We start from the raw sequence: 14156 nt of genomic DNA, 5'->3' as shown, positions 1-14156 counted from the left end.
TCGCAGCCTCAGCCCACCGTGGCCGGCTGCGGATCCTCCTCATCGGCCGTCGGCTCACTCAGGTCCGGCATCGTCGTCGACCCGCCGTCCAGGTCGATGTGCGGGAGCAATCGATCCAGCCAGGCGGGCAGCCACCAGTTCCGGTCGCCCATCAGACTCATCGTGGCCGGCACGAGGACGACCCGGACGATCGTTGCGTCGACGGCGATGGCCGTGGCCAGGCCCAGGCCGAGCATCTTGATGATGGGGTCGTTCCCCAGCACAAAGCCGCCGAACACGGCCACCATGATCAGGGCCGCCGAGGTGATCACCCGCGCGGTCCCCGCGAGGCCGCGGATCACGGCGGTGTCGTTGTCCCCGGACACCACGTACTCCTCCCGGACGCGGGAGAGCAGGAACACCTCGTAGTCCATCGACAGGCCGAAGAGCACCGCGAACATGAACATCGGGATGAACGCGACGATCGGGACGGTGGACTCGAGGCCCAGCAACTCCAGGCCCCAGCCCCACTGGAACACGGCCACCAGGACGCCATAGGCCGCGCCGATGCTCAGCAGGTTCAGCACCGCAGCCTTGACCGCCACCCAGATCGAGCGGAACACGGCAACGAGGACCACCAGGGACAGCCCGACGACAGCGGCGACGAAGGCCGGCAGCCGGTCCCCGACCCGGCTGCCCATGTCGACGAAGCTGGCGGTTGACCCACCGAGGTGGATGGTGGCCTCGGTCCCCGCCACGATGTCGGGGAAGACCTCGGCCCGGAGCCGCTGGATGGTCTCGACCGTTGCCTCGTCCTGTGGGGCGGTGCTCGGTATGGCGGTCAGGACCGCGACTCCGGACGCCTCATCCATCGTGGCCGGCGCCACCGCCGAGACCCCACGGTCAGCCGCGACGGCAGCTGCCACGGCCGCCACCACGCCGTCGTCCCCGGCCGTGTCCATCGCCACGAGCAGCGGCCCGTTGAAGCCCGGGCCGAAGCCCTCGGCGATCAGGTCGTAGGCCTGTCGGCGAGTCGAGTCCGGGGCGGCGGTCCCGTCGTCCGGGAAGCCCAGCCGCAGTCCCAGCAGCGGGGCAGCCATGGCAACGAGCAGCACGCTGGCACCGATCGCGTAGGTCCAGCGACGTCGGGCGACGTGCCGCCCCCACCGCTCCCACCCGGCCGACGCGCCACGGGGGGCCGCGCCGCGGCGATGGATGGCGAGCCGATCGATGCGGTGGCCCGCCAGACCGAGGAAGGCCGGGAGCAGCGTGACCGACGCGAGCACCATGATCCCGACGATCACCGACGTGGCGATCGCCGCCGCCGTCATGAATGGCAGCCCGGCCACCGCCAGCCCGAGGATCGCGATGACGACCGTTCCGCCCGCGAAGACCACGGCCTGCCCGGCGGTGCCGACTGCCCTCGAAGCAGCCTCGACCACCGACATGCCGGCCGTCAGGTGCTCGCGGTGTCGGGTGACCAGGAACAGGGCGTAGTCGATCCCGACGCCCAGTCCGATCATCGTGGCCATCTGCGGGGCGAAGGAGGGCACGTCGATGACCAGGGCCAGCAGCGACATGAGGCTGACGCCGAGTGCCAGCCCGAAGACGGCCATCCCGATCGGCAGCCCCATCGCGATGACCGACCCGAACGCGAGCAGCAGGATGACCACGGCGGCACCGAGACCGATGAGTTCTGCGGTGCCGGTCTCGCCCTCGTCGAAGGCGAAGAAGAGCTCGCCGCCGGCTTCGACCTGCACCCGACCCATCGCGTCCTGTGCCTCCACGAGAGCTTCGAGGGCGGTGAGGTCGGAGACGTCCAGTGCGTCCATCGTGTCGTACTGCACGCCGACCAGCGCGACCGTTCCCGCCGGGGCGATGGTGACCGTGGTTCCGACGACGTGGTCCAGGTCCTCAACGGCGGTCGTGACCCGCTGCACCTCCTGTTGGCTGGCGGCGTCGGTGATGGTGGACCCGTTCGGTGCAGCCACCACGACCTGCGCGGTGACGCCGGCTTGCGTCGCACCGGTCTCCTCCAGAAGATCCAGCGCCGCTTGGGAGTCCACGCCGGGCACCTCGATGGTGTCCTCGAGTTCTGCTCCAACGGTCGCTGAGGCACCCACGACGCCGGTGGCGAGCACCAACCAGATGCCGATCACGGTCCATGGCCGGGAGGCCGAGAACCGGCCAATTCGGGTGAGCACACGCATGACGAAACTCCTGTCGGGTGTCGCGTGCACCGGGTGTCCACGCGTTCTGACCAACTCGGGGCCGCAAGCGGCGAGCTGGGTGTCATCGACGGTGGTCCATGGCGGCACCGATCACCTCCGTCGATCGGCCCCAATCACCTCGGCCGGAGTGACGGTCATCAGATCGTCCTTCTGGCTGATCCGCAGCCGCCTCGGAGTCCGTACGCTGCGTTCATGTCCCGCCTTGCTGCCGCGCTGGCCGAGCCTCGGGCACCCGGCGCGCCCGTTCGTGTCTGGCGTGACTGGGTCCTGGTCGCGGTGCTGGTCCTCGGCACGCTCGTGGAAGGCGCGCTTCGTCAAGACCTCTCGTTGCGACCGCTCACGGTGGTGGTCACCCTCACGTTGGTCTGGCCGCTGCTGGTCAGGCGATCCCAACCATTGGCAGCCGTCGTGTACGCGTTCGGCGTGGTCACGACGGTGATGGCGGTCGTTGCGCTGGTGACCGGCGGGCCGGCCTCGATGTACTCGGCCTTTCCGCTGATCACGGTTGCCTACGCACTGTCGCGGTGGGCTTCGGGCCGGGATGCCGCCGTCGGTCTGGGTGTGCTGCTGTACTCGTGGGGCGTCAGTTCGCTCGCCGAGGGCTCGTCCGTGGGCGACATGGTCGGCGGCATCGTCGCCCTCGGCGCCATCGTCGAGACCGGATGGCTCGTCCGGCTGCAGGACCGATCGCGGCGGGCGGCGCTGGCGTCGGCCAGATCCCTCGAGCGCGAGCGGATCGCGCGTGAGTTGCACGACACGGTTGCTCATCACGTGTCCGCGATCGCGGTGACCGCTCAGGCTGGCAAGACGGTTGCAGCGACAGATCCGGAGGCGGCCGTCGGTGCGCTCGAGCGGATCGAGGAGGCGGCGTCGCGGACCCTCGGAGCCATGCGCAGCCTCGTCGGATCGTTGCGGACCGACGACACCCACGCCTTCGGAGGTGGCCAGGACCCGACTGCTGCAGCGGGGACGCCGCAGCAGGTGCCGGCCCAGCGGAGCCCGACGCCGGGTCTGGCCGACCTCGAGGGCCTGGGACGCCCGGTGGGCCACGGCCCGCCCGTGATCATCCAGGTGACCGGCCCGACGGAGCCGGTGCCTGAGTCGACCGGCAGCGCGATCTACCGGATCGTCCAGGAGTCCATCACCAACGCGCGGCGGCACGCGGTGGACGCCACATCGATCCATGTGGCGGTGCGGATCGGACGGCAGCAGGTCCAGATCGACGTGGTCGACGACGGCCGGGCAGCTGCACAGCGGGCGCCCGTCCTGGCAGGCCGGCCGACGGACCGCGCCGGTCGGGGTGAGTTGAGCTACGGCCTGATCGGGATGGCAGAGCGGGCCTCGGTCCTCGGCGGGACCTTCCACGCCGGATCGGGTCCCTCAGGCTGGCGCGTTCGGGCGACGCTGCCGCTGGGGCGCGGGATGGCGCCGTGACGGTTCGAGTCCTGATCGCCGACGACCAGGACCTGATCCGGACCGGCCTTGCGATGATCCTGGACGCTCAAGCCGACATCGAGGTGGTCGGTCAGGCCGGCGACGGGCGTGAGGCGGTGGCCGAGGCTCGCCGGCTGCGCCCAGACGTGTGCTTGTTCGACATCCGGATGCCGCGCCTGGATGGGCTCGAGGCCACTCGAATCCTGGCAGGACCCGATGTCGTCGATCCGATGGCCGTCGTGGTCATCACCACGTTCGACACCGACCAGCACGTCCACGATGCGCTGCGCCTCGGGGCCCGGGGATTCCTGCTGAAGGACGCCGGCCCCGATCTGCTGGTGCAGGCCGTCCACGCCGCCGCGCGAGGTGATGCGCTGATCGCGCCCAGCGTCGCCGTGCGACTGCTGGAGGCCTTCGCCGACGCATCAACTCCGGCCGATCCGCGCCAGCCACTGGACCCGCTGACCGAGCGGGAGGAGGAGGTCATCCTCACCGTGGCGCAGGGCCTGACCAATGCCGAGATCGCCGACCGACTGCACATCTCGATGAGCACCACCAAGACCCACCTGGCGAACCTGATGTCGAAGCTGGGGGCCCGCAATCGGGTGGAGATCGCGATGTGGGCCTACGAGACGGGGCGTGTGCCGGCACGGTGAATCCACAGCTCGACCGTCCATAGATTGTCTCCCGGGCCGCCGAGTCGCGCACAGACGCAGTCCTATTGGCATCGACGGGAGCAGAGTGGGATCGAATCCGCGGGTTGGGGGACATCGATCTGGCGAACCTATCGACACAATCCCATCGGTGAGCGAGGCCGATTCGGCTCAAGGCCGGCCTTGTTTGCTGTGCACCGAATGAAGGAGTGTTTGTCGTGCTTGAAGATGTCACATTAACCGTGGGCCAGTACGAATTGGTCCTCAACCTGTTCTCGATGACGATCGCCGCCTTCCTCGGCGGGTTCATCTACCTCCTCGGCATGCGAAGCCAGGTCGCGCGGCGCTTCCAACCGGCTCTGCTGGTCTCAGCGGTTGTGCTTGCCATTGCCGGTTACCACTACTGGCGCATCTACGGCTCCTTCCAGGGTGCCTTCGCCGTCAGCGGCGACGTCGCCGAGCCAACCGGCGATTCCTTCAACAACGCCTACCGCTACGTCGACTGGTTCTTGACCGTTCCGCTCCTGGTCATCGAGACGATTGCCGTACTGGCGCTCGCCAAGGCCGAGAAGCGCTCACTGCTGATCAAGTTGGTGCCCGCCGCTGCCCTCATGATTGCGCTGGGGTACCCGGGTGAGATCGCCGAGACGACTGGCCCGCGCCTGGTGTGGGGAACGCTGTCAACCATTCCCTTCCTGTACATGCTCTACGTGTTGTGGACCGAGATGGGTTCGGCACTGTCACGCCAGTCCGACGCGGTCAGGGTGAAGTTCCGCAACCTCCGCCTGCTCTTGCTCGGCACCTGGGGCGTCTATCCGATCGCCTATCTGCTCCCTGTCTTCGCATCCGAGGCATCCGCTAGCCTCCTCGTCGGACGCGAGGTCGGCTATGCCCTGGCCGACATACTCGCCAAGGCGCTGTTCGGTGTGCTCATCGCGCAGATCGCGTTGGTCAAGACCGCCGAGTTGATCGAAGCGGGCGAGGTCGACTTGACCGACGGAGAGTCTGTCCGTGTGACGGCTCCCTAGGCGCACCACGGTCCTCGTGCGGACGAGCTCCCAAACCACCTCCCCCCTGCAGCCCACTGTGGCAGGGGGAGGTCCGGCTTTGCCTTGGACCGGCGAATCAGTGACGCAGCGCTGGACCCGGCTGCTCCTGGCCGCTGCCATTGTGTTTGCCGCTGCTGGCTGGCTTGGTGGCATGTCCCTCCTACCTCTCTCAGTCGCGCTCATCGCGGGGCTCCCGCACGGGGCCGTCGACCACGTCCTGCTAGCCCGCAGAATTGGCGGGTGGCTGGGCATCGGCGTCGGCACGCTCTGCTACGCCCTCCTGGCCATCGGGGTCTTTGTCGCCGCGGGCCTCTTCCCCGGCATCGTCTGGCCCGCCTTCCTGCTCATCTCGGCTTGGCACTTCGGGACTGCTGACAGGGTCTCTCTCTCTGCGGGCCGACGACGCCCGTCCCGGCTGCATGGCGCCGCGGCGGGTCTGATCCCCATTGCTGGCCTCATGGTCTTCGGGGCCTCCGAACTGCGACCGCTGGCTGCGGAACTCAGTCCGGATTTAGTCTTCCTGCTGCAACCACCGGTCGTGGCGACGGTCGGTTGGAGCACGACAGTCGTTCTGGCGGCGGCAGTGGTCGTCGAGTCGATGGCGCGGCGCTACCACGCCGTCGTGGACCTGCTGCTGGTCGGCGCACTCTTCGTCGTGGCTCCGCCGGTCTGGGCCTTCGCCGTCTACTTCGGTCTGTGGCACGCGCCCCGTCACATCGCACGCATGCTGACCGAGGAGCCCCCGTACCGGATTGTGTGGCTGGAACACGGAGCCGCGGCCTCGTTCCGGCGATTCGTCCGGGATGCCATCCCTCCGACGCTGATCGCAGTCGGGGCGCTCGGATTGGCGCTACGTGTTGCCCCATCCTGGTCACCGGTCGACCTCGCGGCGCTGGCGCTCCAGGTCACGGCAGCCGTCACGTTCCCACACGTCCTCGCCGTGTCCTACCTCGATCACCGTCAGGCGGGGGGCCGCTGAGCAGAGCAGCAGGACGCACGGGCTTCGACCAGGCCACAACGATCCCGCTCACGAGGACATAACTCGCAACGACGAGGTCGGTCGCCGATACGGTGTCTCTCATGCGCATCGTCTCGCTCAACGCCTGGTGCGGGACCCTCTTCGAACCGCTGGCCGCCTGGCTTCCCACCTGCGGGGCTGACGTGCTCTGTGTGCAGGAAGTCACGCGGAGTCCCGGACTGGACGGCTGGGTCGCCTACGACGACGGCGAGCACGCGCAGTCCCAGCGCGCCGACCTGTTCGGCGACATCCGTGGCCTGCTGCCCGACCACCAGGCGTCCTTCGTGGCACACGACGCCGGCCCCGTCGACCGGGACGGGATCATCCACCGTCAGGACTTCGGTCTGGCCCTGTTCATCGCCGACCGCCTGCCGGTCGTCGGTCAGGCCACCGCGCCGATCACCGGGGCCTTCACCGACCACCGCGACACCTGGCCAGCGTCGCACCGCCCGCGCCTGGCCCAAACCGTCCGAGTCATCGACCGGGATGCCCACCGAGGGGTCCTCATCGCCCATCTGCACGGCGTGCGAGATGCCGAGGGCAAGGGCGACACGGCCGCCCGACGTGCACAGGCCAAGGCGCTGCGCGACCTGATCGTGTGGGCCCAGGAGCCCGACGACCTGATCGTGGTCGTAGGCGACTTCAACCTGCTGCCGGACAGCGAGACCTTCGACGTGCTGGCCGAGATCGGCCTGACCGATCTGGTCGGGACGGCCGACACCCGCACCTCCCACTATCCCAAGCAGGTCCGTCACGCCAACTACCTGTTGGTATCCGATACGGCTGCCGTCGCGGCGTTCCAGGTCCTCGACCACCCCGAGGTCAGTGATCACCGTGCACTGATTCTCGACATCTGATGACGTCGTGATCGATGACCTCGTGATGCCGCTGACCGACCACCTCCCCACACCGCTGGCCGCCCCGATCCGCGCAACCACAGTCACCTACGACGAGCACCGGGTTGAGATGCCCGACGGGGCGCGCCTCGGCACGCGCGTGTACCGGCCCGGCAACGCCCAGCGGGTGCCCGCGGTGCTCATCCGGACGCCGTACGGCATGACCGGCATCACGGGCGTCCCCGTCGTCGTGCAAGCACGGTGGCTGGCGGCACTGGGCTACGCGGTCGTCGTCCAGGACGTTCGCGGCCGCTTCGGCTCGGAGGGCGAGTTCATCCCGGCGATCGACGAGCGCACCGACGGGGCGCGAACCGTGGAGTGGGTGCGCGACCAGCCGTGGTTCGCGGGCGGGCTCATGGCGTGGGGGATCAGCTACGTCGGCGCCACGGCCTGGGCGGCCTCCGCAGGAGCGCCGGGCCAGGTCGACGCCCTGGCCCTGGGAGCGACCCACAGTCGACTGGGGCTGCCCGACCCGCGCGGCATCCTGCACGTCGAGACCTCGATGCGCTGGATCCGCTCGCTGCACGCCATGGTGTCGGAGGAGCTCGGCGGTCTGGAGCGCGCCCGCATCCTGCTGGACGCCCGCCGCGCCGACCAGGCGTTCGTTGCGGCGCTCCGAACGCTGCCCGTGCTCGAGTTGGACCGGCTCTTCCTGGGACGGTCGTCACCGGTGTGGCGAGCGTGGGCCGACCATCCAGACCCTGAGGATCCGTACTGGGCCGGCGCCGACCACAGCGGCCATCGGGATCACGCCCCGCCGACGGTGCACTCGACGGGCTGGTGGGATCTGTTCGTCCACCACCAGATCCCCGACCACGATGCCCAGGCCACGGTGCGGCCGACGGGCCTGGTCGTGGGGCCCTGGGGGCACATGGACCCCCGGCAGCAGACGACGTCGATGCGGCTCGCCCGACGACATGCCGACGTCCACCTCCGCGGGGCCGACCCCGGCGACGGGCCGCCGACCCGCGTCTGGGTCAGCGGCGCCGAGGGCTGGTGGTCGCCCGCTGCGTGGCCACCACCGACGACCGCGCGCACCTGGTACGGGGCCCACGGGCGGCTGACCGACGGGGCGTCGGAGCCGGCGGCGGGCGCGACCCTGGTGTACGACCCCACCGACCCGACCCCGACGCTGGCCGGCCGGACGCTGACCGCGGAGCCGGGCGCACGCCGGCTCGATGGTCGCCTGGCGCGGCCGGACCTGCTGATCTTCGACTCCGAGCCGGTGGAGCGACCCACACTCCTGGCCGGTGCCCCGACGGTGACCGTCCCCGTCACGGCTGACACGGGGCTCGCCGACCTGTCGGTGGTCCTGGCACAGGTGGATCCCGATGCTCGCTGCGTCAGCATCTGCGAGGGGTTCACGCGCATCCACGACGCCGGCGATGTCACGACGGCGACGGTTGAGCTGCATCCCGTGTGCCACCTGTTCGATCGGGGAACCCGGCTGCGCCTGATCGTGGCCGGCGGCTCCTTTCCCGCTCACGATCGCAACCTGGGTCACGGCGTCGCCGATCCCCGCCAGACGACGATCGCCGGCCCGACCAGGATGGTGCTCCCCGACGGTCTCCGGTTGTCCCTGCCACTCGCGACCTGACCCGGTTGCCCGACGTGACGGCAACGTCGGCCGAGTTCGTGGAACCTGACCGACGGGTCGTGACGACTGAACCGGCGTGACAACCGATCGAACCAACGATGGACCCGCCCAGGATCAGGTGCTGGTCCTCCGCGCTCAACTGGGCGAGCGAGCCGCGCTGGTGTGCCTCATCGAGCGGTGGCAGGAGCCCGTCTGGACCTACCTTCGACGCCGGCTCCCAACCGACCAGATCGCCGATGACGTGGCACAGGACGTCTGGGTTGCGGTCCTCAGGAATCTGGCCGATCTGCAGCAGCCGGATCGCTTCGTGCCATGGCTGTTCACCATCGCTCGTCGTGGCGTCGCGGACGGTCATCGTCGCCGCCAGCGACGCCGTGAGGACCTCGGCACCGTCGAGGACGTCCCGATCGAGGACGACCATCCGACAGCACTGGCCAGCCGGGAGACCGTCGACCGGCTCATCCGCACCCTCCCCCGCCACGAGCGACGAGTCGTTCGCCTCTTCTACCTGGAGGACCGCAGCGTGACCGCCATCGCCGACGAGCTGGAGATCCCAGCCGGCACGGTCAAGTCGCGGCTGGCCCGCGCTCGCACGCGCATGTTCACGACCGCCACCCACGAGGAGCTCTCATGACCGCACACTCACTTGATGTCGACCGCCTGCTGACCACCCAGCTCTCCCGTCCTCGGCTGATCGGCCTGCTGGCCCTGGGAGCCGCGGGCCTGGTCCAAGGGACGCTCGTCACGGCGCTGCTGCTGACCGAGCCGCAGCCGCTACCGCTTCGCACCACGGTGGCCTTGACCTCGGTGGCGACCGCCGGCTTCGCGTGGGCCCTCTTCGCCGGGTGGCGGCTGACCCGACGCGTGCCCCTGCTGCTGTGGGACCGGGTGGTCAGCAGCGGCATGGCAACGCTCTTCACCGCCGTGGCGGTCATCGGTGGAACCTGGATCGCCATCGCTCGGGACGAGCCCGGGATCGCGGTGACCATCGGTTGTCTGGGTGCGGTCGCGCTCACCGGAGGGATCCTTCTGCTGCGTCGGAGCGTAATGGCACACCGTCGAGCACGGGTGCTGCTCTCGCAGTTGCAGTCCGGCGAGCATGCCGCCCGCAGATCCTGAGCGTGCCGACCATTCCATGGGCGTCGCCGCCGGAGAGGGGGTTGAGGCCGCTGAGTACGCTGCGGGCATGACGACCCGCATCAGCTTCGTGTGCCTCGGCAACATCTGTCGCTCCCCGACGGCTGAGGGCGTCGCCCGGCACCTGCTGGCCGAGCGAGACCAGATGGACGTCGAGGTGGAGAGCGCGGGGACCGGTGCCTACCACGTGGGCAACCCGCCCGATCGCCGAGCCACGGAAGCGGCAGCCGACCGGGGCATCGCGCTGGACGGGCGGGCGAGGAAGTTCGATCCCGACGACTTCGGACGGCTTGACCTGGTCCTGGCGATGGACCGGGCGAACCTGGCCGACCTGCAGGCGGCTGCCGCAGGAGTCGAGGATCCACCCCCCATCCGGCTGCTGCGCGAGTGGGACGCCGAAGCCGGCACCGACCGGGACGTGCCGGACCCCTACTACGGCGGGGCCGACGGGTTCGAGGAGGTGCTCGACATGGTCACGCGCTCGGTGGAGCAGTTGCTGGACGAGATCGACGAGGGCCGGATCGGGCCCATCTGAGGAGCTCAGCCTGCGGGCCTCACCCAGCGGTCCTCGCCGACGTCCACGCCCTCGGACTGCAGCAACGGTCCCTGGGTCGGCGCGTGGGTGCGGTACAGCCGACCGGTCGAGGGGATGACCCGCCACCAGGGCAGGCCCTCGACGCGACGCAGGACGTTGGCGACCGCCTGACCGGCGCCCGGGTGCCCAGCCTCGACCGCTACTTCGGCGTAGGTCATCACCTCTCCGGCGGGAAGGTTCGTCACGACGGCGATGACCCTCGTCTGGAAGAGGGTCGGGGTGTCGAGCGGCCTCGAGTCGTGCGCACCGGGCGGGCGAGGCGGTCTGGGCACCATCACGCGCAAGGGTAGTCCCCTGCTGGTCCGAACCGGTTCGACGTCGTTCACCTAGCGGGCTGCCGTCTCCGACAGCTCGTCGGTGAGCTTGGTCGGGATCCGCAGGATGTAGGCGATCCCGGCCAGGGCGACGACGGCCACCAGGATCCGCGCCACCGGGTGGGTCAGGACGAAGAGCTCGGCGCCACCGGCGAACACCACGATGCAGGTGATGGCCGCGATCTTGGCCCGTCGTGGCATCCCGAGTCCGCTGCGGTAGTCCGCGACGTGCCGGCCGATGCCCGGCAGCTCGAGCACCCAGCGGTACAGCCGAGGGCTGGATCGCGTGAACGCGGCCGCCGCCAGGATGAAGAAGATGGTGGTCGGCAGGCCCGGCACGACCACACCGACCCCGCCGATGCCCACGCAGACCAGCCCACCCAGCAGCCACAACCACCGGATCGGGCGGGAGGGGAGGTCCGGCTCGGTCACACCGTCAGGGTAGGTGGCCCCGCGCGTGGGACCACCGATCAGGCTGGCCGAGGCCAGCGCCACGCGATCACGATCAGCACGGCGAGCAGGACGACCTCGATGACACTGCCGACCAGGTAGTACGCCATCTCGCCGATGGCCGCCCCGATGATGGTCGCGACGTAGATCACACCAAGGGCGATGTTCAGCCCTCGGTTCATGCGCCGGGGCAGCAGCAGGGTCAGCGCCACCATCACGCTCGGGATGGCCACGTACAGGGTTGCGGACAGCAAGAAGGGCTCCCCGATCTCGAACCCGGCCAGCGTTCCCTCGGCCAGCTCTGCCCGCACGTCCGGGCGGTAGAGGCTGAACAGGTCCACGAAGGCGAAGACGAGGAGGACCGCGGTCCACAGGCCTGCGATCTGCAGGCGCGGGTCCAGCGGACGGTCGGCGGTGATGGTGTCGGTCACGAGTGGCCTCGATTCGGTGCGAGAGAGGTTTACTTAGTAATCCTGACACCCTAGGGATACTAAGTAAACTCTGCAATTCCATGGCCCCGACCCGCCCGCCGCTCACCCGCGACCGCGTCATCCGGGCCGCCCTCGAGATCGCTGACCAGCACGGCCTGGACGCGCTCACCATGCGTCGACTGGGCAGCGAGCTGGGCGTCACAGCCATGTCGCTGTACAAGCACGTGCCCGACAAGGACGCGATGGTCTCGGCCATGCTCGACCACGTCATCGCCCAGATCGACGTGCCCGCCGAAGGGGTGGGTTGGCGCGAGGCCATGGAGCGCCGTGCCGCCTCCGCCCGGACCGTGCTCGGCCGACACTCCTGGGCGCTCGGGCTGCTCGAGGAGCGTGGCGTCACCGGTCCGGTCCGCCTTCGCTACCTGGACGCGGTGCTGGGTGTCCTCCTCACCGCCGGGTTCTCGATCGAGGAGGCGGCGCACGCGTTCTGGCTGCTGGACAGCTTCGTCTACGGCCACGTGCTGCAGGAGGTCGGTCTCCGTCAGCAATCAGACGACGATGGTCAGGTGGGCGCCGACGAACTCCCGCACCTCACCCGGCTGCGGGACGCAATGGAGCGGACCCGCTTCAGCCTGGACCAGGAGTTCGACCGCGGCCTGCGCGTGATCCTCGATGCCATCGATCCTGGCTGAGGCGCCGCCGACCTCACCGCGTCCGGTGTGCCGCGATGACCGCGGCGGCAGCGTGACGAAGAACCGCGGCCGGGGATCCCGTCACGCCGCGATACATCCGAGCCGCGGCCCACGCCCCGTCGATCAGCAGGAGGAGCTCATCGGCAAGACGCGCCGGCTCAGCCAGCCCGGCGCGCTCCGCCAGCCCAGTCAGCCGCGCCCGAAGCGCATCCTTGTGCTGCTTCGCGACGGCGTGGACCTGATGAGCGGCGTCGGGGAACTCGGCCGCCGCACCCTGGAAGGTGCAGCCAGCGCAGCTCGGTGAGACGGCCTTCACCTGGATGAGCTCGAGCAGCAGCCGGAGCTCGTCGGTTGGAGTAAGCGTCCCCGCCCGCTCTGCCGCCCGGGCGACCTCGGCGTCGAGCCACCGGGTGAACGCCGCATCGGTCCGCCGGAGGTAGGCCACGATCAGGTCGTCCTTCGATGGGAAGTGTCGATACAGCGTTCGCTTGGCGACGCCGGAGCGCTGCACGATCTGATCGATGCCGGTGGCCGCGTAGCCCTGCTCGTAGAAGAGCCCCGATGCGGCCTCGAGAAGGCGGTCGATCACCGGTCGCTGCTCGGTCTGCTGGCTCATCCCTTGACTGTAGACCGATCTGTCTCCTACAGTTCCCCTCGCACAGGGAGACAGATCGTTCTCCAGGGTCGGAAGGGAGCCAGATGGAGCACCGGACGTTGGGGACGAACGGACCCGCGGTGTCGGCGATCGGGTACGGCGCCATGGTGCTCTCACCCGACATCTACGGGCAGGTTGATGACGACGATTCGATCAGGACGCTGCACGCCGCCATCGAGCGTGGCGTGACGCTGATCGACACGGCTCGGCTCTATGGCGACGGGCACAACGAGGCCCTGATCGGACGGGCCCTGGACGGCCGGCGCGACGGCGTGATCCTTGCGACCAAGGGCGGCCTGACCGGTAACCCTCCGGACATCCAGGTGGACGGCAGCCCGGCGGGACTGCGCCGCGACCTGGAGGCCAGCCTCACCGCACTGGGCGTGGACCACATCGACCTGTACTACCTCCACGCGCCCGATCCGGATGTCGACGTCGAGTCCTCCTACGGGACGATGGCGACGTTCGTCCAGGACGGCACCGTGCGTCACCTCGGCGTCTCGAACATGGCACTGGAGGACATCCGTCGGTGTCACGCCATGCACCCGATCAGCGCGTCCCAGGACCAGTACTCCCTGCTGTGGCGAGAGCCAGAGGATGACGGGCGACTGGACCTGCTGGACGAGTTGGGCATCGCCCTGGTCGCCTACAGCCCGCTGGCCAACGGGATCCTGGCCGGCGCCAAGCCGGGCGTGGAGGCCGGGGACATGCGGTCATGGATGCCGCGATTCGCCGGTGACGCCGGAAGCCGGGTGGCCCAGGTGGCTGACGCGTTCACCGACATCGCCGCTCGCGAGGGGGTCCATCCGGCGACGTTGGCCCTGGCCTGGCTGCTCCACCAGCGGCCGAACCTGGTCCCCATCGCCGGCACCCGCAAGGTCGCCAACCTCGACAACAACGTCGCCGCGGTGGATCTGGATCTCTCCGCGGACCTGCTGGCTGAGCTGGACCGGACCTTCAGCCCCGAGGAGTCCATCGCGCCGATGTTCTGAGGGGTCTGCCGCAGCCCACGAGGGTGGGACGGT

Annotated in this window: 16 protein-coding genes; 11 read left to right on the top strand and 5 right to left on the bottom strand. The window is 69.4% G+C overall.

The genetic code is table 11. From position 1 onward, the window contains the following. Positions 1-8: 8 nt before the first annotated feature. Positions 9-2189 carry an MMPL family transporter gene (locus tag C1746_RS04670; protein ID WP_116713508.1) on the bottom strand — a complete coding sequence of 727 codons (2181 nt, stop codon included), beginning with the start codon at positions 2187-2189 and terminating at the stop codon, positions 9-11. Positions 2190-2402: 213 nt separating this feature from the next. Here C1746_RS04670 and C1746_RS04665 point away from each other — a divergent pair, with 213 nt between their 5' ends. From C1746_RS04665 to C1746_RS04625, 9 genes are all read left to right on the top strand, one after another. Further along, positions 2403-3644, top strand: a complete 1242-nt coding sequence (locus tag C1746_RS04665) for a sensor histidine kinase (RefSeq protein WP_116713507.1) — start codon at positions 2403-2405, stop codon at positions 3642-3644. Continuing rightward, the gene (locus C1746_RS04660; RefSeq protein ID WP_116713506.1) at positions 3641-4300 is read left to right on the top strand and encodes a response regulator; all 660 of its coding nucleotides are present in this window, start codon (positions 3641-3643) and stop codon (positions 4298-4300) included. Before C1746_RS04665 ends, C1746_RS04660 begins: the two co-directional genes overlap by 4 nt. A 215-nt stretch (positions 4301-4515) precedes the next feature. Next, on the top strand, positions 4516-5325 hold the full coding sequence (locus C1746_RS04655) for a bacteriorhodopsin-like (RefSeq protein ID WP_205711715.1): 810 nt from the start codon (positions 4516-4518) through the stop codon (positions 5323-5325). 172 nt (positions 5326-5497) lie between these two features. After that, positions 5498-6325 carry a Brp/Blh family beta-carotene 15,15'-dioxygenase gene (locus tag C1746_RS04650; protein ID WP_162867389.1) on the top strand — a complete coding sequence of 276 codons (828 nt, stop codon included), beginning with the start codon at positions 5498-5500 and terminating at the stop codon, positions 6323-6325. Positions 6326-6426: 101 nt separating this feature from the next. After that, positions 6427-7221 carry an endonuclease/exonuclease/phosphatase family protein gene (locus C1746_RS04645; protein WP_116713504.1) on the top strand — a complete coding sequence of 265 codons (795 nt, stop codon included), beginning with the start codon at positions 6427-6429 and terminating at the stop codon, positions 7219-7221. A 7-nt stretch (positions 7222-7228) separates the two neighbouring features. Further along, positions 7229-8857 (top strand): CocE/NonD family hydrolase, encoded by a 1629-nt coding sequence (locus tag C1746_RS04640; protein ID WP_116713503.1) that lies wholly within the window; start codon positions 7229-7231, stop codon positions 8855-8857. A 76-nt stretch (positions 8858-8933) separates the two neighbouring features. Continuing rightward, entirely contained in the window at positions 8934-9491 is a 558-nt protein-coding gene (locus C1746_RS04635) for an RNA polymerase sigma factor (protein ID WP_116713502.1), read from the top strand. Beyond that, on the top strand, positions 9488-9976 hold the full coding sequence (locus C1746_RS04630; RefSeq protein WP_116713501.1) for a hypothetical protein: 489 nt from the start codon (positions 9488-9490) through the stop codon (positions 9974-9976). The genes C1746_RS04635 and C1746_RS04630 overlap by 4 nt, the downstream gene beginning before the upstream one ends. Before the next feature lie 67 nt (positions 9977-10043). Next, a complete protein-coding gene (locus C1746_RS04625; RefSeq protein WP_116715569.1) occupies positions 10044-10529 on the top strand; it encodes a low molecular weight protein-tyrosine-phosphatase in 486 nt (161 codons plus the stop codon). Between the two features lie 5 nt (positions 10530-10534). Here C1746_RS04625 and C1746_RS04620 read toward each other — a convergent pair whose 3' ends face one another. Genes C1746_RS04620 through C1746_RS04610 form a run of 3 tightly spaced genes read right to left on the bottom strand, consistent with a single transcriptional unit; the run spans position 10535 to position 11784 of the window. Beyond that, complete coding sequence (locus tag C1746_RS04620) at positions 10535-10864, bottom strand: MGMT family protein (protein WP_162867388.1); 330 nt, start codon at positions 10862-10864, stop codon at positions 10535-10537. Between the two features lie 51 nt (positions 10865-10915). Then, positions 10916-11335 carry a YbaN family protein gene (locus C1746_RS04615; protein ID WP_205711714.1) on the bottom strand — a complete coding sequence of 140 codons (420 nt, stop codon included), beginning with the start codon at positions 11333-11335 and terminating at the stop codon, positions 10916-10918. A 38-nt stretch (positions 11336-11373) separates the two neighbouring features. Continuing rightward, positions 11374-11784 (bottom strand): DUF6326 family protein, encoded by a 411-nt coding sequence (locus tag C1746_RS04610; RefSeq protein WP_116713499.1) that lies wholly within the window; start codon positions 11782-11784, stop codon positions 11374-11376. 80 nt (positions 11785-11864) lie between these two features. Here C1746_RS04610 and C1746_RS04605 point away from each other — a divergent pair, with 80 nt between their 5' ends. Further along, positions 11865-12476 carry a TetR/AcrR family transcriptional regulator gene (locus tag C1746_RS04605; RefSeq protein WP_116713498.1) on the top strand — a complete coding sequence of 204 codons (612 nt, stop codon included), beginning with the start codon at positions 11865-11867 and terminating at the stop codon, positions 12474-12476. A gap of 13 nt (positions 12477-12489) precedes the next feature. Here the strand turns inward: C1746_RS04605 and C1746_RS04600 are convergent, their stop codons facing one another. Next, positions 12490-13092 (bottom strand): TetR/AcrR family transcriptional regulator, encoded by a 603-nt coding sequence (locus tag C1746_RS04600; RefSeq protein ID WP_116713497.1) that lies wholly within the window; start codon positions 13090-13092, stop codon positions 12490-12492. 83 nt (positions 13093-13175) lie between these two features. On the opposite strand from C1746_RS04600, the gene C1746_RS04595 reads away from it, so the two are divergent. Continuing rightward, positions 13176-14123, top strand: a complete 948-nt coding sequence (locus C1746_RS04595; RefSeq protein ID WP_116713496.1) for an aldo/keto reductase — start codon at positions 13176-13178, stop codon at positions 14121-14123. Positions 14124-14156 lie beyond the last annotated feature (33 nt).

Source organism: Euzebya tangerina, assembly GCF_003074135.1.
Classification (GTDB): Bacteria; Actinomycetota; Nitriliruptoria; order Euzebyales; family Euzebyaceae; genus Euzebya; species Euzebya tangerina.
The sequence above is the reverse complement of the archived record's forward strand: the minus strand, read 5'-3'. Positions and strand labels throughout refer to the sequence as shown.